The sequence below is a fragment of the Lujinxingia litoralis genome (genome assembly GCF_003260125.1).
GTDB lineage: Bacteria > Myxococcota_A > Bradymonadia > Bradymonadales > Bradymonadaceae > Lujinxingia > Lujinxingia litoralis.
Map to the genome: position 1 here is coordinate 151,484 of NZ_QHKO01000010.1, position 17,952 is coordinate 169,435.

Below are 17,952 nucleotides of genomic sequence, written 5' to 3' on the forward strand. Positions count from 1 at the left end.
TCTTTATGAAGATCCTGGTCACCGGCGCCGCCGGTTTCATCGGCTCCCATCTCTCCCACCGCCTCCTGGAGCGCGGTGACACCGTGGTGGGCGTCGATAACATCAACGACTACTACGACCCGAACCTCAAGCTCGCTCGCCTGGAGCGCCTGCAGACGCAGGAGAACTTCTCGTTTGAGAAGCTCGAGCTGGCCGATCGCCAGGGCGTGGAAGCGCTCTTCAAAAAGCATGACTTCGATCGCGTCGTGCACCTGGCCGCCCAGGCCGGCGTGCGCTACTCGCTGGAGAACCCCCACGCCTATATCGACTCCAACATCGTGGCGTTTACCAACATCCTGGAGGGCTGCCGCCACCAGGAGACTCCGCACCTGGTCTACGCCTCCTCGAGTTCGGTCTACGGCGCCAACACCTCGCTGCCCTTCTCCATCCACGACAACATCGACCACCCCGTCAGCCTCTACGCCGCCACCAAGAAGGCCAACGAGCTGATGGCCCACACCTACAGTCACCTCTACGGGCTGCCGACCACCGGGTTGCGTTTCTTCACGGTCTACGGCCCCTGGGGACGCCCCGATATGGCGCTCTTCCTCTTCACCGATGCCATCCTGAAAGGGCGCCCCATCAAAGTGTTCAACCACGGTGATATGCAGCGCGACTTCACCTACATCGATGACATCATCGAGGGCGTGGTCCGGGTCACCGATCGCGTGGCCGAGCCCAACGCCAGCTGGTCGGGCGACGCTCCCGATCCGGGGACCAGCGCGGCGCCCTACCGCATCTACAACATTGGCAACAACAACCCGGTGCAACTCATGGACATGATCGGGGCGCTCGAAGAATGCCTGGGTCAGGAGGCCCAGAAAGACTTCCTGCCCATGCAACCCGGTGATGTGCAGGCCACCTACGCCGATGTCGATGATCTGATCGCCGATGTGGGATTCAAACCCGACACGCCGATCCAGGAAGGGATCGCCAACTTCGTGGCCTGGTACCGCGAGTACTACACGCGCTGAACGATTGAATCAGCGCTCGGCGCCGCCCCCTCCAGAGAAGCCGGACCATAAAAAAACCGACCGCATCGCGGTCGGTTTTTTGTTTAAATTCACCCAGCTGCACACCAACACCGACACAAAAAACACCATCAACAGCCAACTCAGCGCACCCCGTAGCTCCGTCCTCTCAAATACGAAACCACCGTGGGATGGGACCACAGCCGGCTCCCCCTGGCGCGCACCTCCCAGCCCGGGGTTTCGCCGCCGAGCAGCGCTTCAACCGCCTGCCCGACCATCGGCACACCGTGGGCGAACTGCAGATAGGGGTAGGTCGCGAAGTTATCGTCCTTGGAGGGCTGAATCACCCGCTGCGCCAGGATCTCCCCGGTATCAATGCCCGGGTCGACCAGATGAACCGTCACCCCGAAGCGCTCCGGTTCCCGCTGACGCAGCGCCCAGTACCCCCCGTGCACACCGCGATAAAAGGGCGTGATGCCGGTATGCAGATTGATAAAGGGGGCGTCCACACACGCCAGGGTGGCTTTGCTCACAATACGGGTGGCGCTGATCACCACCACCTCCGGGTTAAAACGTTGTAACGCCTGGCGCGCCTCCTCGGAGTTCACCGAAGGCACCGCCGAGATCTGCCCCGGAGGAATTGGCTCCCGACGCAGGTCATAGGCCCGCTGAATCTCGTGAATGCGACGGCGCCCCTCCAGGCGCAGCGCCGGGGCCACCACCGCCTGAAAGAGCGTCTGGTGCCCGACCTTCACCCAGCCCAGCTTTCGAGCGCGCCGACGCATAAAGTCGACGCGGGACATCGGTGCTTCCATAATCACCTGCACCGGCCCGAAACGCCCTGCCAGCTCGTGATAGAGCATCGGCGTAACAGCTCCCGGGCCTGCCAACATCACCACGCGGCGCTCGCCCATGGTCCCTCCTGATCTGAGATGCCCTGACGCGCGGCCTCGGCCATCGTCGCCGTCACCAGCTGGCCGGCGTCCCGCCAGCGCGCCATATGTTCGAGAATGTACTGCAGCTCGGAGAGATGCGCCTCCAGTCCCACCCCGAAGTTATGCGGGTGCCACCACAGGTGGTAGATGCCCCCGCGCCGCACCGCCTCATCGATCTCGCGGCAGATCCGCACGCGCTGACGACGCGCCAGCCACGCGCTCCGGGTGGCCAGCGGCCGAAAGAAGCGCGTGGCCGGCACATCCACCGGCTGGCGCGCCAGCGGAGAGCCCTCCGAGACACAGCGCGCGCCGGTCAGCGGAGCCACGCTGTCGATCAGACGCGCGACCCGGCGCATGCCCGTATTCTGCGCCCGATCATGAGCCCGATAGAGCCAGCCCGGCGGATTTCCCCGATACACCTCCAGCCCCAGGCGCCGGCAGATCTCCAGGTAGTCGCGCCGCATCTGATTGCGCGGAAACACCAGGCTCCGCAGCCGCAGTCCGCGCCTCCCGGCGACGGCCACCGCCGCCTCCAGGTCCGCCTCAAACTCCGCCGGCCCCTGCCCCGGCTCACAGCAGTAGTAATGCGAGAAGGTATGCGAGGCGATCTCCTGGCCCGGACTCGCTTCGATGAGGCGCACCAGCGAGAGCCCGAAATGAAAGGGATCCTCGACCTCATCGCGTCCAATCGACGCGATATGCGGGTAGGGCGAGAGCGACGCATCGCGGTAGGCCGGAATGCGCCGCGGGAGGCTGGCCAGCAGCTCGTCGCGACTCTCACAGAAAAGCATCCCGACGGTGGCCCAGGTGGCCATCACCCCGTACTCCTCAAAGAGCTTGAGCATCGCCGGAACCGCCCGGCGTACCCCCAGCAGCTCCACCCGATAGTCTTCCAGACGGCGGTGATCGCGCACCCCCCAGAAGAGTTCCAGATCCAGTGAGATCACAAAGCGTGCTGCCCGCATCCTTCCCCCTTGCTGTGGTTGCCGGCTCCTTCGACTTATGCGCCGGGGCGCCGAAACGCCGGACTCTCGCCCCACGCCCCGGCTCACTCCCCGGCGCATCATTGACAGGTTGCGCGCGCTCCCCCCGGCGCGCGCGCCCCCCTAAAGCGCCTGATGCTAGCGCGCTCTCCCGAGCTGAAAGGGGGATTGAGGATCGTCTTCATGACGAATCTCATCGACCTCTTCAGCATAACCCTCGCCGCGATAGAGGCGGTTGGGGCAGTTGATCACCCACCCGGGCCCGCGGCTGATATTTTGATAGGCGTGCACCACCCCGGCCGGAATGATCACCGCCGCGGGCTGCTCCTCGCCAAGCTCAAAGACCTCGTAGCGCTCATAACTGGTCGAGGGCGGGCGATTGTCCCACAGATGCAACCGAAAGGTGCCCGGCCCCAGAAAACAGAAGTAGTCGGCCTGATCGACATGCTCATGGGGCCCGCGCGCAACCCCCGGGGCGGTCTGTGAGATGTAGGTCATCTGCGGCCAGAAATCCTGCGGGAGCTGATCCTGTCGCCACAGCTCCATCAACCACCCCCGCGGATCGCTGTGGCGGGTCAGCGAGCGCACCACCACACCCACGATCTTGGAGAGGGACTCCTGCTCTTCGATCCGGCTCATACATCCTCCCGGTTGGCGTCCATCACCCAGCGGTTGGCCTGATGATAGGAGGTGAAGGTGCCGGCATCGGTCCACCAGCCCCGCAGCCTCCCCCAGCTCAGCTCTTCGCGCTCGATGTAGGCGTTGTTGACGTCGGTGATCTCGTACTCCCCGCGGGCCGAGGGGCGCTGACGGCGGATGATCTCGTAGACCTGGGCATCAAAGAAATACATCCCGGTCACGGCCAGATTGCTCGGCGGTCGTTGCGGTTTTTCGAGAATTTCGACCACCCGATCCCCCTCCACCCGGGCCACCCCGTAGCGCTCCGGATCGGGCACCTCTTTGAGCAAAATGCGCGCCCCGCCGCCCTGCTCCCGGTAGCGCCGCGCTTCATCGGCGATGCTGTCCTCAAAGATGTTATCGCCCAGCACCACGCAGACCGGCTCCCCGCTGGAGAAGTTCTCGGCCAGCGAGAGCGCCTGGGCGATGCCGCCGGCCTCGTCCTGAACGCGGTAGGTGAACTGGCAGCCAAAATCTCGACCGCTGCCCAGCAGGCCCACCACATCGCCCATATGCTCGGTGCCCGTGACGATGAGAATCTGCGAGATGCCGGCCTCCCGAAGTTTGAAGATCGGGTGGATCAGCATCGGCTGACGTCCCACCGGAAGAAGATGCTTGTTCGTGACCTTGGTAAGCGGAAAGAGCCGGCTGCCCGTGCCCCCCGCCAGAACCACACCCCTCATGATGCCCCCTCATGTCTGCGCGTTGCAGGCGCCGGGCCACACGCGGCCCCGACACCCGAATCGTAGAAGTTACGCCCATCGCCCCGGCGACACCGGCCCCGGCGCCCAGATCCTGTCCATATGCGTGAGATACCAGTCCACCGTATGCTCCAGGGCCGCCTCAAAGCTCCAGGCCGGCTCCCACCCCAGATCTTTGCGAATACGCCCGGCGTCGATGGCGTAGCGCCGGTCATGGCCGGGCCGATCGGCCACAAAGCGCACCAGACTCCGAGCGGTCCCCTCGGCGCGGCCCAACCGGCGGTCGACAAGCTCCCCCAGGGTGTGGACCAGCTCCAGATTGGTCCACTCGTTATGCGCCCCCACGTTGTAGCTCTGGCCGCTCTCGCCCTGCTCAAAGACCAGCCCCAGCGCGCGGCAATGATCCTCCACATAGAGCCAGTCACGTACATGGCGCCCGTCGCCGTACACCGGCACCTCCAGCCCCTGGCTTAACCGTCGAATGATCACCGGGATGAGCTTCTCCGGATACTGATAGGGCCCGAAGTTGTTGGAGCAATTGGTGATCACCACATCCATCCCGTAGGTGCGATGGTAGGCCCGGGCCAAATGATCGCTGGAGGCCTTGGTCGCCGAGTAGGGGCTGCTCGGATCGTAGGGCGAACGCTCACTGAACGCGCCGCGCGGCCCCAGGCTGCCGTAGACCTCATCGGTGGAGACATGCAGAAAGCGCCCTTCAATCCCGCGCTTCTCCCAGGCCTGGCGGGCCGCCTCCAGCAGCACAAAGGAGCCCACCACGTTGGTCTGAATAAACGCCGCCGGCCCCGAAATGGAGCGATCGACATGGCTCTCCGCCGCCAGATGAATCACCCCGTCAAAATCCGACCGGGCAAAGAGGCCCTCCATGGCCTCCCGGTCGGCGATGTCGGCGACGATCAGCGGCACCTCCCGGCGAGCAATCAGCTCTTCCAGGTAACGCCGATTCCCGGCGTAGGTCAGCTTATCAACCACGCTCACCCGCACCCCGGGGTGTTCCCGGCGCAACCAGTGCACCAGATTGGCACCGATAAACCCCGCCCCTCCCGTCACCAACAGGTGGCTCGCATCCATGCTCCCCTCCGCTCGCTACTGCCAACGTGTCAGAATCGTCCGCGGGCCGCTTCTTAAGCCCGGTCGATGTCGCATATGTTTTGGGGCGCGGCACCGGCTCCCTCTCCCGGCTCCTGCTGCCCCGGTATCCGACGGCACTCCCAAATCTTTTCTTAGCGCCCCCCTCTTCCCGGGCGCCGCCGGTGCCCGACCTCCTCCCCCCATACTCCCCCCGCTCTTGCTCGGCACCCCGTATGACGCGTGTCTCCGACAACGCCCCCCGGCCAGAGACACGCGTCACCCCCCGGCCGCCCGCAGCGGCGCGTCCACCGGGCGGACCCGCGGCGCGCGCTCAGCGACCTCCTCTAAAATGGCCACATAGCGATCGATGACCGCCTCCACCGAGTAGCGCTCCTCCACCAGCCGGCGCCCCCGGCGCCCCATCCGCACCCGCAGGGCCGGCTGGTCGATGAGCTCGCGCAGCCCGCGCTCAAACTCCGCCATATCCCCGGCCAAAATCCCGGCCCGACTCCCCTCCAGAATCGTGCGGTTGGCCCCCACCGCCGAGGCCACCACCGGCAGCCCGGCCGACATGTAGAGCAGCAGCTTAAAGCCGCATTTACCCCGGGTGGCAGCGTTCTCCACCAGGGGCATGATCCCCACATCAAACCCCTGCAACTCGGCCACCTCCCGCTCCGCCGACCAGGCCCGCTGCTCCACCCGCGCCACCCCCTTCAGCGGCTCAAACTCGCCATTGGAGATCAGCCGGACGATCACATCGTCGCGCTCCTCCACCAGCCGGCGCAACAGGGGCAGCGCGCACTCCAGGCTCCCGAAGTTCGAGCGGGTCCCCATCCACCCGATCACCACCGGCCCCGCCGGGCGATTGGCCGGCGGCCGGTAACGCCGGGTATCGACCACCGTGGGAATCACCGAGGTCGGCACCCCCGAGGGCACATGCGCCCCGATGTACTCATTGCCACAGATCACATGCGCCACCGCCTCGCAGGCCTGCTCAAAGGCCCGGGCCCCCCGGCGATCCTCGTTGCCATCGGGCCCGCGAAAGATCGCGTCATCCACATCGAAGATCGCCCGCGGGTTGCGCGCCGCGGCCAGCGCCTCCGGCGCCCCGCTAAAGGGAAGCGCCAGGCGCTGCAAAAAGACCACGTCGTACCCCTCGGCCTGCAGCCCCCAGGGCACCCGCTTTAAGCTGCACCCCAGCTTGTAGAGCTTGCCCAGGGCTCCGTCGCCCAGGCGGTTGTATCCCTTCCCGTAGGCCGCTTTCACCTCGCAGGCGATGCCCCGCTCCTGCAGATGGGGCACCAGCTGCTCGACCCGGTAGCGGGAGGCCGGCACGGTCTGGCCCTCGGTCAAAAACAACACCTTCAGACGCTCTCGGCTCCCCAGCAATCGCTCATAGAGCGCCCCGTAGCGGCGTACCCCTTCGGTCAGATCGAAATGCGCCTGGGTCAACCACCGCGCCTTCAACGCCGTATGCATGCAGCGCTCCGAGGCGGCGATCTCCCCGGCGGCCCGGCGCAACTCCGACTCGCTCAAATCCTCGAGCACCACCCCGCTCTGGGCTTTTTCCACCCACCGCCGCACCTCCCGATTGCATCCCCACTGAATCGGGCGCACCCCGCTGGCAAAAAACTCCGCCAGCTTGGTCGGCATCGCCGCCCGATGCGAGGGCTCGGCCTTGCGCAGCAAGAGCCCCCAGTCCATCAATCCCAGCCAGCTGGCCATCTGATCGTGGGGCGCGCTGGCCAGCGTGTAGGTAGAGGGATCCAGGCGCGCCTTCTGTAAAATTGCCAGCAACGCCGAGGCCTGCCGTGTCAGACACAGCAGATGGGCATCGGGGCGCCGGGCCAGCACCTGCTCAAAGAGGCGTACCGATGCCTCCACGCAGTACGCCTGACTGACCGCCCCGACCATGCCCACCACCAGCGCCCCGCGCAGACGTTCGCGCACCGACTCTGGCACTGCCCCGGCGTCGCCGGGCCCCCCCAGGCCAAACTCGCCATAGTCCACGCAGGTCGGGATCACCTCCACCTCCCGGCCCGCCGGCCATGGCCCAAACTTGCCTTCGCGAATCTCCTCGGCGGCCTCCCGGGTCAGGCTCACCACCGCCCGGGCCCCCTGATACAGCCCCCGCTCCCAGCGCCGGGCCAGCCCCAGGCGCACCGGACCATCAAACCAGCGGCCCTGCTCCCGGCGCTCATCCACCCAGTAGCCGCGAATATCAAAGAGGTACTCCAGCCCCAGCCCCCTCACCACCGAGGCCGCCACGTAGCTGCGGGCGTGCACCAGATCGATGCGCCCCTGGGCCATCACCTCCCGCACCAGCGCCCGTAACCGGCTGATGTTGCGGGCCACCGCCGCCGGCCCGCCCCCCTCGTCGTAATCGGCCCGCTCCCAGCCGATCCCGGCCGCCGCCAGCTCCCGGGCCAGCGCCGCCTCCCGCGCCCCCTGCCCCTCGGCCCGGTCGCGCTCCCGCTCCAGACTCACCAGCGTAAAGCGCCACTCCCCCCGCTCGGCCAGCGCCCGCACGTAGCGCAGCACCTGGGAGGTGCCCAGAGGCTCCATCATCCCATCCAGACTCACGTAAACAATGTGGCTGCGTCGACTCAATGAAGACCCCCGCGCTCGCAGTAAAGACCTGCTGACGATAAGCTCAATAATTCCACCCGTTCATCCCCCGCGCCCGCTCTGCAGGCCCCCAAAAAAGGGAGCCTTTCGCCCCCCTGACCCCCGAGCCCAAACCGAACCTAACCCCTGATACTTAAACCACTTTCCAAACCCCCGAGCCCCACTCCCGGCCCGGCCGACGTCACACAGAAAATTGAACACCACCGCCTCCCCCTCAAGCCTTCCCCCTTAAAAAATTCGCCCCCTCCCCCCGGCCCGCCTCCCCCCCTTCTCGCCCCGGCGCCGGGTGCCTAGCTTTCTGTGCATCGCCTGCTCACAGGCTCCTCGGGGGGACCGATGACCTTATTTCGACAGATTGGCTCGCTCTTTGATCGCCGACAGCGCCGACAGCTCGGCGGCCTCTTCGCCCTGATGCTCGTCGGCGCCGGCTTTGAAGCCCTGGGCGTGGGCATCGTCATGCCCTTTATCTCGCTGCTCAACGACCCCACCCAGGCCTACCAGATGCCCGGCGCTCAGACCCTGCTGAGCTCCCTGGGCATCTCCTCGGCCAACGGCATCGTGATGGCCGCCGGGCTGACCCTGCTCTTGACCTTCGTGATCAAAAACGCCGTCCTCGGCCTGATGTATCACCTGAAATTTCGCTTCGTCTTCGACAACCAGGTCCGCCTCTCCCGACGCCTCTTCGGTGCCTACCTGTACAGCCCCTACGCCTTTCACCTCCATCGCAACAGCGCCCAGCTCCTGCGAAACGTCAACGAAGAGGTGCGCTTAAGCTTTGTCCACGTAGTCATCCCCCTGCTCACCCTGGCCGTGGAGCTGATGGTGGTCTGCGTGATCGCGCTCCTGCTGGCGGCCGTCGAACCCCTGATCGCCCCGGTGGCCATGCTCAGCTTCGGGCTGGTCAGCTACGGCTTCTACCGCTCGGTACGCCAGAAATCGACGCGCCTGGGCAAGGCCCAGCAACACCACTCCGGGCAGATGATCCAGTGGGTCAACCAGGGCCTGGGCGGCGTCAAAGAAGCCCAGCTTTTGGGCGTGCAGGACTTCTTCCTGGACACCTACACCGCCCACAGCACCCGCTACGCCCGCGCCATGCGCTTTCACTCGTTTATCAAAGAGATCCCGCGCCATGTGATCGAGACCCTGGGCCTGGCCGGCATGATCCTGGTGGTGCTGATGCTCATCGCCCGCGGCCAGCCCCTGACCCAGATCCTGCCGGTGCTGGGCCTCTTTGCCATGGCCGCCGTGCGCATGATGCCCTCGTTAACCCGCATCATCGCCGCGCTGACCAGCATCCGCCACTTTCGCCCCAGCGTCGACGTGATCGCCGGCGACCTGGCGGCCCTCAACGCCTCGGCGTTCGACGCCACCGACACCGACACAGCCCCGCCCCACGGCCCCCGCGACAACCCTCGCCCCCTCACCCGGGAGCTGCGTCTGCACCAGGTCAACTACACCTACCCCGAGAGCGGAGAGCCGGCGTTGCGCGAGATCGACCTCCGCATTGAACGGGGGCAATCCGTGGCCTTCGTCGGCCCTTCCGGCGCCGGCAAAACCACCTGTGTGGACCTGATCCTGGGCCTGCTCCCTCCCGACCAGGGCCAGGTCCTGGTCGACGGACAAAACATTCACGCCGAATTGGAACGCTGGCAGGCCAACCTGGGCTACATCGCCCAGCCGGTCTACCTGATGGACGATACCATCCGGCGCAACATCGCCTTTGGCCTGCCCGACGCCCACATCGACGATGACGAGGTCTGGCGCGCCCTCCACGACGCCCAGCTCGCCAGCTACATCTCTGCACTTCCCGAGGCCCTGGACACCACCATCGGCGAAGGCGGCGTGCGCCTCTCCGGCGGCCAGCGCCAGCGCTTAGGCATCGCCCGCGCGCTCTACCGCCGCCCCGATCTCCTGGTGCTCGACGAGGCCACCAGCGCGCTGGACAACACCACCGAGCGCGAGATCACCCGCGCCATCGATCGCCTCTCCGGCCAGATGACCCTGATCATCATCGCCCACCGCCTGAGCACCGTACGCCACTGCGATCGCCTCTTTGTCCTGGACCAGGGCCGCCTCATCGATCAGGGCACCTACGACGAGCTGGCCGCCCGCTGTCCCACCTTCCAGCAAATGGTCCAGGCCGCCCACCAGCCGCCCACCGCCCTGCCCGGCGCCCGCCAGCTGAGGTTAAAATGAGCGCCCCGATCCCCATCCTCTTCCCCGTCGAGACGATCAACCGCGAGCTCGACTTTCGCCTGGTCATGGCCGCCCTGAGCGCCCGGGCCCACAACCGCATCTACATCGGCCTGCACGAAACGCTGATGCGCCTGTGCCGCCACCTCGACCACGGGGTCTACCTGGGTAAAAACGCCATCCGGCCCCACTTCCCCGACCGCCTCGACGACTATCACCTCCTAAAGTCCCGCCAGTTCTGCTTCGTGCACCTGGACACCGAGGGGGCCGTCTACCCGGGCACCGAAGAGCGCTGGCGCCAGGTGCTCCACAGCCGCCTCCACCCCGACCACCTGGCCGGCGATGACTACGTGCTCACCTGGGGCGACTTTCAGCGCGACACCTACCGGATGCGCGCGCCAAACCTGGCCGACCACATCCTGACCACCGGCCACCCCGGCTTTGACCTCTACCGTCCCGACTGGCGCCCCTACTTCGAGGCCGACGCCCGAAAACAGCGCCAGCGCTACGGCGACTTCATCCTGGTCAACACCAACCTGGCCCGCACCAACAACCGCATGGGTCGCGACTTCGTCTTCAGCTCCTACAACGGCTTTGACCCCGACTCCCCGGCCAGCCGCCGCCACACCATCGAGAGCTGGGCCCGCCAGACCGAGCAGCTCAGCCGCTTTGTGCGCCTGGTCCACGAACTCAGCCAGCGCTTTGGCCACCAGTCCATCGTGCTCCGCCCCCACCCCTCCGAAGATCCGGCCCTCTATGAGCGCATCTTCGCCGGCCTGCCCCACCTGCATGTGCTCCACCAGGGGCCGGTGGCGCCCTGGCTGCTGGCCTGCCGCTGCCTGATCCACGATGGCTGCACCACCGGGCTGGAGGCCCACCTGGCCGGACGCCCGGTGATCAACTTCCACCCCGACGACTCCCGCGGCCCCGACGCCCTCTTTTTACCCAACCTCTTCGGCCAGCACTGCACCTCGATCGAGGAGGTGCTCGACGCGGTGGCCTCCCTCACGCGGCGCCCCCGCCGGGAGCTGCCTCCGCGGCCGGCCACTCCTCCCTCCGATCCCCGCGCGCTGGCGCTGCTGCACAACTTCCGCGGCGAAGCCCTGCCCCTGATCCTGGAGGTGCTCCAGCAGGCCCAGCGCTCGCTCTCCCCTCAAGGGGCTCCCTCCGACGCGCTCCTCTATGCCGAGGAGCTCGCCGGCCAGGTGGTCGAGCGCACCAAAGCCCTGGCGCGCCCCCTCTCCCACCGCCACCGGGTGGCCAACGCCTACGCCCGGGGCAAGTTCCCCGGCTTCGATCCCCGCGACATCGCTCGCCGACTGGCCCGGGTCCAGGCGCTGATCGGGCGCTCGGTACGCCACCGGGTGTTCAGCCCGGGCCTGCTTGTGGTGGAGGCCCCTTAAACGCGATCCTCGGAGGCGCGCCGCCCCGACTCAATGGCCTGGCGCAGATCGTGGAGCAGCTGCTTCTTCACAAAGCCGCCCTTCTTGAGGATCCGCGTCACATCCCGGCTTAAACGCTCCCGATCGCGGGCGTCGAGATCGGCGGCCGAAAACACGATCACCGGGATGTCGGCGGCCTCCGGGCGACGACGCAAACGCTCCAAAAGCCCGAACCCGTCGAGACGCGGCATCATCAGATCGAGCAGGATCGCGCTGGGCGCGGCGCCCCCGTCGATGAAGTCCAGCGCCTCCAGCCCGTCGCAGGCCCCCAGCGTCTTCCAGCCCCCGCCGCGGATCGTGCGTATCAGAAGCTCGCGGGTGGCATCGTCATCTTCCACCACCAGCACCGGCCCCACCCCCGGTGAGGCCACATGAGCGTGCAGCACCCGGGAGAGTTCGTGGCGATCGACGGGCTTGGTCAGGTAATCGGCCGCCCCCAGGGAGAGGCCCACGTTCTTCTCGCTGACAATCGTGACCATCACCACCGGGATCGCGCTCAGCTCCCGATCTTCTTTGAGCCGGCGGAGCACATCCCAGCCGTCGACCTCGGGCATGAGCACATCCAGGGTGATCACATCGGGGCGCACCGACCGCACCACCTCCAGGGTGTCTTCTCCCCCCAGGCAGGTGTGCACGCAGAAGCCCTGGCGGGGCAGGTAGCGCTTCATCAGCTGATGCACCGTGGGATCGTCGTCGATCACCAGCACCCGCGGTCCCCCCTCCGCCGCCGGGCTCTCCTCGACCAGCTCCTCGTCCAGCTCCGGGCCCTCCTCCCGGGCCTCTTCGGTGGCACGCTCCTCGTGCGGGGCCTCCGCGGAAACCACCACCTGCTCCTCGTCGTCGAAGTCCAGCGGCAGGATCACGCGAAAGGTCGAGCCCTCCCCAACCTGGCTCTCCACCTCGATGTCGCCCCGCATCAGCTGCGCAAAATGCTGGCTGATCGTCAGCCCCAGCCCGGTGCCCCCGTACTCCCGGGTGGTGGAGTCGTCGGCCTGGCGAAACGCCTCAAAGAGCGCCTGGAGCTTCTCCGGCGGGATGCCGATGCCGCTGTCGATCACCTCAAACACGCAGCGCTGCTCCGGATGCTCGACCACCCGCACCTCGATGGTGCCCTCTTCGGTGAACTTGGAGGCGTTCGACAAGAGATTGATCAGCACCTGGCGCAACTTCATGCGATCGGCACGCACGACGTCTGGAGCCTGGTTCAGGCTCACCTGAAGCGTGTTCTTATTTTTGGTGACCACCGGCATGATCGTGTCGGTGACCTCCTCCAGAAGCTCCCGCACATCGATGGTTTCCACGTACACGTCCATCTTGCCGGCTTCGACCTTGGCCAGGTCCAGCACCTGGTTGATCAACCCGAGCAGGTGGCGCCCGGCCTTGCCGATCTTGGTGATGTCGGGGCGCAACCCCTCGGCGTCGACGCGCTCAAACTCCTCGAGGTCATCCAGGATCAGCTCGCTGTAGCCGATGATCGCGTTGAGCGGCGTGCGCAGCTCGTGGCTGATGTTGGCCAGAAAGCGACTCTTGGCGTGATTGGCCTCCACGGCCTGATCCCGGGCGATCTTAAGGCTCTCCTGAAACTCCCGACGCTCGGTGATGTCGCGCAGAATCGCCACAAAGCGCTCCTCCTCACCGATCCGCGTCAACGAGAGCTCGGCCGGAAAAGACGCGCCCTCGCGCCGCCGGGCCACCGTCTCGTGACCGCGCCCCAGCCAGGCGCTGAGCCCCTCGCCATGCTCCCGCGCCTCCTGAAAGAGCCCCTGCTCCGGCGTCTCCTCCTGCGCGGCCTCCTCAAAGCCACAGGCCGGCAACGAGGTCTTCACCCGGGGCAGCAACGACCAGAAATTCACCCGCCGCAGCTCCGTCGAATCGTAGCCCAGCAGCTGGAGCGCCGCGGCGTTCACCCGCCCCACCCGGCCCTCTTCGCTCAGCGTGAGGATGCCGTCAGGCGCCGCATCAAAGATCGCCCGGGTCTGCGCCTCGCTGCGACGCACCTCGGCCACCGCCCACTCCTTGATCGTCTCGTAGGTCAGGGTGAGCACCATCACGGCGGCAAACATCCCGATGACCAGGCTCATCTCCCAGATCAGCTGCGTGGTGTTAAGCCAGATCCCCTGAGCCGGCGCCCCGCGGATCAGATCCACATAAAAATACGCCGTCGTCGCCGACATGATCACCAGCCAGGCCAGCGCCGAGCGCTTACCGGCGATCAGCGCGGCAAACATCGCAAAGACCACCTGCCAGATCAGCACCGCCAGCCCCAGCTCCCGCGAGGCCACAAAGGCAAAGAGCGCAAACCCGCAAAAGGTCAGCCAGTTGCCCACCACCACCAGGGGCACCCGCGCCTTCATCAGGAAGGGCCCGGCCACCACCCCCAGCGTGGCAAAGATCGTGGCGATCGACTCCGCCGTGGAGCCCGTCACCAGGTAGAGGATACTCGCGTACACCGGGCCAAAGACCGCCAGCGCAAAGGAGAGCGCCACGACCACCCGCGCCCGAAAGAGCTTGGTCGAGTCTTCCAGCGCCTCTGCCGGCATAAAGCGCCGCACCGCGCGCTCCAGCCATCCTACCGAGTCCGCGTCCATCATCTAAAACACCTCATACTGCACACTCACCAGGGAGCGGCGGCTCAACAACATCGGTCCCTCCCCGGGCCAGGATCTCCGGGGCGGCGGCTCGACCGCGGGGTCGAGCACCAGAAATTCAGGGAAAAAACGCGCCGGCCCGCCCATACGGGGATCAACCGGGGCGACGCACGCTCCTTAGAGATACTCCAGCTGCGGGAGTCCCATCTTAAAGCGCAGCGCATCCAGGGCCCGGGCCGGCTTAAAGATCACCGGCTCCTCCAACTCGTAGAGCCGGCACAACCCCAGCCGCCAGCCCTCTCGCCCCAGAATGCCATTGACCGCCCGGCGCGCCGCCTCGTTGGCCGACTCCATCGTGGCCAGATCCGTGGTGGTCCGCACGTAGTCGCTGGCCAGAAAGAGGTTCTCAATCTGGGTGGAAGCCTCCGGCCGATAGCGCAGCGAGCCCACCGTATTGAGCAAGAGCGGCTCGGTATTACGGGTCGGCTCTCCGGCGTTGATCTCGATGGTCGGTGAGAGGAACCAGGTGATGATGTCGGCCGGGTCCAAAAAGATGGTGCCGGTATCGTTGAGGCGAGCGGTGATCTGCGCCCAGACCTCCTCCTTGATCTCCTCGGCCGTGCACTCCTTCGCCGGCTTTCCGTAGAGCACCCCGGGGGTGTTCCAGTCCGAGATGCACAGCGAGAGGATCCCCTGCACATCGCCCTCCCCGTACTCCGAGAGGTCGACATCCTCCCAGAAGTTCTGCGAAAAGATCGACGTCAGCGCCCAGGGGCTATCCACATAGAGGATATGCCCGTGGTTGATATCGAGGTCCTTGCGCAAAAAGAAGAGGATACCGTTCATCCACCCGGTCTGGAGCTGGTCGAGGGTGGCCAGCATCGGATCTCTGGCGGCCATCTCGGCGCTGACCTTCCCGGCCATCGCCTCCACCGGCAGCGCGCTCACAAAGTAGTCGGCCTCCACCCGGTAGCTGGCGCCCCCCTGAGCGATCTGCACCCCGGTGATGCGCCCGGCGCCCGGGTCGTAATCAAAGGACTCCAGGCTGGCCCCGCGGTGGAAGGTCACCCCGAGCTGGGTGAGGTAGGCCTCCCAGGGGTCGATCCAGGCCTCGGTGGTGGGTCGGTTGAGGATGGAATCCACGTGAAGCCAGGGCTGCAGGATGCCCAGCATCAGCTGCACATAGATGCGGGCGACGGTGCGCGAGCTGCTGATCTCGGCCTGCATCGCCACCAGGTCGCGGGTGAGCCCCACCGCCAGAAAGTCGACGTATTCTTTGGACTTGCCATCGGCCTCGACAAAATCCCACCACGTGATGTTCTCGTACTCCTCGTCGCGCCGCGCCTGCGAGGCCGTCAGAAACTTGAGGACCTTGCGGGCAAAAAAGAGCATCTCGTCGCGCGGGATGTTGGCCTCGTTTTTGACGAGCAGCCGGTAGAGCATCTCCCAGTCTTCCAGACGCTCGGGCACGTAGAGCGGGAAGGAGATCTCGGTCATCCCCTCGCGCGCGGCCATCACGTGGGTGGTCTCGACCAGGTTGTCGTAGACCCCGCGGCGGTTGGTCCCAAAGGGAATGCGCTTCATCGTGTGGAAGATGTGGCGATAAAAGCTCGGGAAAAACCGAAACCCGTGCTCCCCGGGCAGGGGCTTTCGCCCGCCGGTGGCCGAGTCCGGCACCGGGATGCTGCGGGCCTTGCCGCCGAGCACCTCCAGACGCTCATACACGTCGACATCAAACCCGCGCTCGGCCAACTCCTGAGCCGCGCTCATCCCACCGACGCCACCGCCCAGAATCACGACTTTTTTCGACATCACTTACCCACTGCTCAGACTACGATGACCACTGCGCGGGCGCACATTATGCGCGCGCTGCACACATCACTGAATGAAGGGAGCGAAGCTTAACCCTGTCCCCCGAGCGGAGCAATAAAGGTTTTTGAATGCCTGGAAGGGGAGCCCGCAGGCTGTCGGCGCTTGCCGTCCGCACACCTTTTTACCGGGGCGGATCGTACTCCGCGCTCAGCCACATCCCGAGTTCGAGTCGCGAGTAGCCCTCAAACTGAACCAAATAACGCCCGGCTTCCAGCCGGCTCCAGAAGCGCTCTCCTCCGAAACCCTGCTTACTCCGCAGGGGCGCACTCGGGTCGTCGATGTCATACAGGTACACATCCACATCCGCGGCGCTGGCGTACTCAAGTTCCCCCCCCGCCCCGCTGGCCGAGATCGTCACCCCGGTGGGTTCCCGTACGTTGAGCAGAACGTACTCGCTGCGACGTGCGCCGAGCCTCTCTTTATACTCTATTTGGACGCCCTGGGCTCCGGGATAGGCCTCCCAGATGGCCAGGGGTTCCTTGACCTCGACGTGCACCTCGGCCTCATAAAGCGGCGTCCCTGCGGCCGGGGTAAGCCGGGCCTCCACCGAGTCCCCTTCCTCCAGGTACAGGGCGTACTCCACCGCCCCCTTCGTATACGACTGCTCTCCCACCCCGGGGACGTCATCATCGGTGATTACCGGCGTCCCCCCTTTACGAATCTCCAGCTGGGCGGGAGCTCCCGCCCAGTTTCGGTGATAGGCCACCATAATCTGACCGGGCGCCCCCTCCTCCTCGGCGCGCAACTGCGCCTCGGGCGCCATCGCCTCAAGCGCGCGGGCGCTGACCCGATACCACCCGTAGTTGTTGGTATGGTTATTCAGATCCACGTGAACCTGAGGCTCCTCCTCGAGATTCACCACCCGGCGCAGCACCGGATTGCGGCGTATCGGGATGCTCCGAATACGCAGATCGGAGCTCGCCAGGGGAGCGATATCCCCGAGGGTCATCGTCAGGGCAAAGTAGGGGTGTCCATCGTCATGAAACGCCTCGACCTGCAGCCCCACAGGCCCTCCCTGCCCCTCTTCAAGCTGATAGAGCGAGCGCTGCACGTTAAGAAAACGCTCCTCTCGAACCGGCCCATCCACCGGCAGCGCACGCGGCGCCGGGGGAGCAAGGGTCTCGATCACCCCCACAAAATGAGCGTCCTCCCCACCACTGGTCAACCTGTCTGCCGCCACATCACTCTTGACCCCGCTGTACACACGCAGGGAATACGTCCCCTCACGAGGCAGCAACATCACCCGGCGAGCGACCCCATATTCCTCCCGATTCGTGAGGCTCCAGCGGGTGTACCCGTGGCCCTCCCCCACTCGAAAGGTCGGCCAGGCCATCCCGCGCGAGTACACCGTAATCGCCACCCACTGCCCTGGCTCTCCCTCAAACGTAAAGGTGGGCGGAGGGCTCTCGTTGAGCATCGTGCCCCCAAAAATCACCTGCTCTCTGGGCGCAGGCAGCACGATCTCTGCGTCCGACTCGCCAGTCCATTCCACCTCCACCCGGTCGGCCAGATCGTCGGTGATCGCACGCATGGAGGGACACTCGCCCCGGGCGCACTCCGAACCAAAGCCCCCTTCGCCGCCACAGCCCGACACCACCACGGCAGCGAGCATCAGCATCCCCAGAGCCCGGACCACCCGTTTCCGCTTCATGTCCACGTATCGCATCGCGCTCCCCTTAGACGTCAGGGGCCTCTTTCGGGCCCGCTTTTCCTGTGAGTGAGCGCCTGGCATTACCCCTTTCGGGTGGTTTTGCCAGTCTCCTGCCCCTGCGGGCATTCACCTGACGCCTCTCCGGGGGGCTCACCTCCCCCCTCTTCCACCCCACTCCCGCC

The 17,952-nt window shown here is 66.0% G+C and carries 12 protein-coding genes; 3 read left to right on the forward strand and 9 right to left on the reverse strand.

The window, feature by feature from the left end; all coding sequences use genetic code 11:
• The first annotated feature begins 5 nt into the window (after nucleotides 1-5).
• On the forward strand, nucleotides 6-1,013 hold the full coding sequence (locus tag DL240_RS17075) for an NAD-dependent epimerase (RefSeq protein WP_111731110.1): 1,008 nt from the start codon (nucleotides 6-8) through the stop codon (nucleotides 1,011-1,013).
• A 140-nt stretch (nucleotides 1,014-1,153) separates the two neighbouring features.
• Here DL240_RS17075 and DL240_RS17080 read toward each other — a convergent pair whose 3' ends face one another.
• The 6 genes from DL240_RS17080 to DL240_RS17105 form a co-directional block, all read right to left on the reverse strand.
• On the reverse strand, nucleotides 1,154-1,924 hold the full coding sequence (locus DL240_RS17080; RefSeq protein ID WP_111731111.1) for a formyl transferase: 771 nt from the start codon (nucleotides 1,922-1,924) through the stop codon (nucleotides 1,154-1,156).
• Nucleotides 1,903-2,910, reverse strand: coding sequence for a polysaccharide deacetylase family protein (locus DL240_RS17085; protein ID WP_158542695.1), 1,008 nt, complete (start codon nucleotides 2,908-2,910; stop codon nucleotides 1,903-1,905). The genes DL240_RS17080 and DL240_RS17085 overlap by 22 nt, the downstream gene beginning before the upstream one ends.
• Nucleotides 2,911-3,066: 156 nt before the next feature.
• A complete protein-coding gene (locus tag DL240_RS17090) occupies nucleotides 3,067-3,567 on the reverse strand; it encodes a dTDP-4-dehydrorhamnose 3,5-epimerase family protein (protein WP_111731113.1) in 501 nt (166 codons plus the stop codon).
• Complete coding sequence (locus DL240_RS17095; RefSeq protein WP_111731114.1) at nucleotides 3,564-4,289, reverse strand: sugar phosphate nucleotidyltransferase; 726 nt, start codon at nucleotides 4,287-4,289, stop codon at nucleotides 3,564-3,566. Before DL240_RS17095 ends, DL240_RS17090 begins: the two co-directional genes overlap by 4 nt.
• A 69-nt stretch (nucleotides 4,290-4,358) precedes the next feature.
• Nucleotides 4,359-5,396, reverse strand: coding sequence for a dTDP-glucose 4,6-dehydratase (rfbB, locus tag DL240_RS17100; RefSeq protein WP_111731115.1), 1,038 nt, complete (start codon nucleotides 5,394-5,396; stop codon nucleotides 4,359-4,361).
• A gap of 276 nt (nucleotides 5,397-5,672) precedes the next feature.
• Nucleotides 5,673-7,964 carry a glycosyltransferase gene (locus tag DL240_RS17105; protein ID WP_111731116.1) on the reverse strand — a complete coding sequence of 764 codons (2,292 nt, stop codon included), beginning with the start codon at nucleotides 7,962-7,964 and terminating at the stop codon, nucleotides 5,673-5,675.
• A 396-nt stretch (nucleotides 7,965-8,360) separates the two neighbouring features.
• On the opposite strand from DL240_RS17105, the gene DL240_RS17110 reads away from it, so the two are divergent.
• Nucleotides 8,361-10,220: an ABC transporter ATP-binding protein gene (locus DL240_RS17110; protein ID WP_111731117.1), complete on the forward strand. Its 1,860-nt coding sequence runs from the start codon at nucleotides 8,361-8,363 to the stop codon at nucleotides 10,218-10,220.
• Nucleotides 10,217-11,620 (forward strand): surface carbohydrate biosynthesis protein, encoded by a 1,404-nt coding sequence (locus DL240_RS17115; RefSeq protein WP_111731118.1) that lies wholly within the window; start codon nucleotides 10,217-10,219, stop codon nucleotides 11,618-11,620. Before DL240_RS17110 ends, DL240_RS17115 begins: the two co-directional genes overlap by 4 nt.
• Here DL240_RS17115 and DL240_RS17120 read toward each other — a convergent pair.
• From DL240_RS17120 to DL240_RS17130, 3 genes are all read right to left on the reverse strand, one after another.
• Complete coding sequence (locus DL240_RS17120; protein ID WP_111731119.1) at nucleotides 11,617-14,250, reverse strand: response regulator; 2,634 nt, start codon at nucleotides 14,248-14,250, stop codon at nucleotides 11,617-11,619. The two genes, DL240_RS17115 and DL240_RS17120, sit on opposite strands and share 4 nt — an antisense overlap.
• Nucleotides 14,251-14,424: 174 nt before the next feature.
• Entirely contained in the window at nucleotides 14,425-16,059 is a 1,635-nt protein-coding gene (locus DL240_RS17125) for a hydroxysqualene dehydroxylase (protein WP_111731120.1), read from the reverse strand.
• 181 nt (nucleotides 16,060-16,240) lie between these two features.
• A complete protein-coding gene (locus DL240_RS17130; protein ID WP_111731121.1) occupies nucleotides 16,241-17,785 on the reverse strand; it encodes a hypothetical protein in 1,545 nt (514 codons plus the stop codon).
• Nucleotides 17,786-17,952 lie beyond the last annotated feature (167 nt).

Excerpts from the sequence above, each read along its gene's own strand:
- DL240_RS17075 (WP_111731110.1), top strand. The coding sequence starts at position 6 with ATGAAGATCCTGGTCACCGGCGCCGCCGGTTTCATCGGCTCCCATCTC.
- DL240_RS17080 (WP_111731111.1), bottom strand. The coding sequence starts at position 1,924 with ATGGGCGAGCGCCGCGTGGTGATGTTGGCAGGCCCGGGAGCTGTTACG.
- DL240_RS17085 (WP_158542695.1), bottom strand. The coding sequence starts at position 2,910 with ATGCGGGCAGCACGCTTTGTGATCTCACTGGATCTGGAACTCTTCTGG.
- DL240_RS17090 (WP_111731113.1), bottom strand. The coding sequence starts at position 3,567 with ATGAGCCGGATCGAAGAGCAGGAGTCCCTCTCCAAGATCGTGGGTGTG.
- DL240_RS17095 (WP_111731114.1), bottom strand. The coding sequence starts at position 4,289 with ATGAGGGGTGTGGTTCTGGCGGGGGGCACGGGCAGCCGGCTCTTTCCG.
- rfbB (WP_111731115.1), bottom strand. The coding sequence starts at position 5,396 with ATGGATGCGAGCCACCTGTTGGTGACGGGAGGGGCGGGGTTTATCGGT.
- DL240_RS17105 (WP_111731116.1), bottom strand. The coding sequence starts at position 7,964 with ATGATGGAGCCTCTGGGCACCTCCCAGGTGCTGCGCTACGTGCGGGCG.
- DL240_RS17110 (WP_111731117.1), top strand. The coding sequence starts at position 8,361 with ATGACCTTATTTCGACAGATTGGCTCGCTCTTTGATCGCCGACAGCGC.
- DL240_RS17115 (WP_111731118.1), top strand. The coding sequence starts at position 10,217 with ATGAGCGCCCCGATCCCCATCCTCTTCCCCGTCGAGACGATCAACCGC.
- DL240_RS17120 (WP_111731119.1), bottom strand. The coding sequence starts at position 14,250 with ATGATGGACGCGGACTCGGTAGGATGGCTGGAGCGCGCGGTGCGGCGC.
- DL240_RS17125 (WP_111731120.1), bottom strand. The coding sequence starts at position 16,059 with ATGTCGAAAAAAGTCGTGATTCTGGGCGGTGGCGTCGGTGGGATGAGC.
- DL240_RS17130 (WP_111731121.1), bottom strand. The coding sequence starts at position 17,785 with ATGCGATACGTGGACATGAAGCGGAAACGGGTGGTCCGGGCTCTGGGG.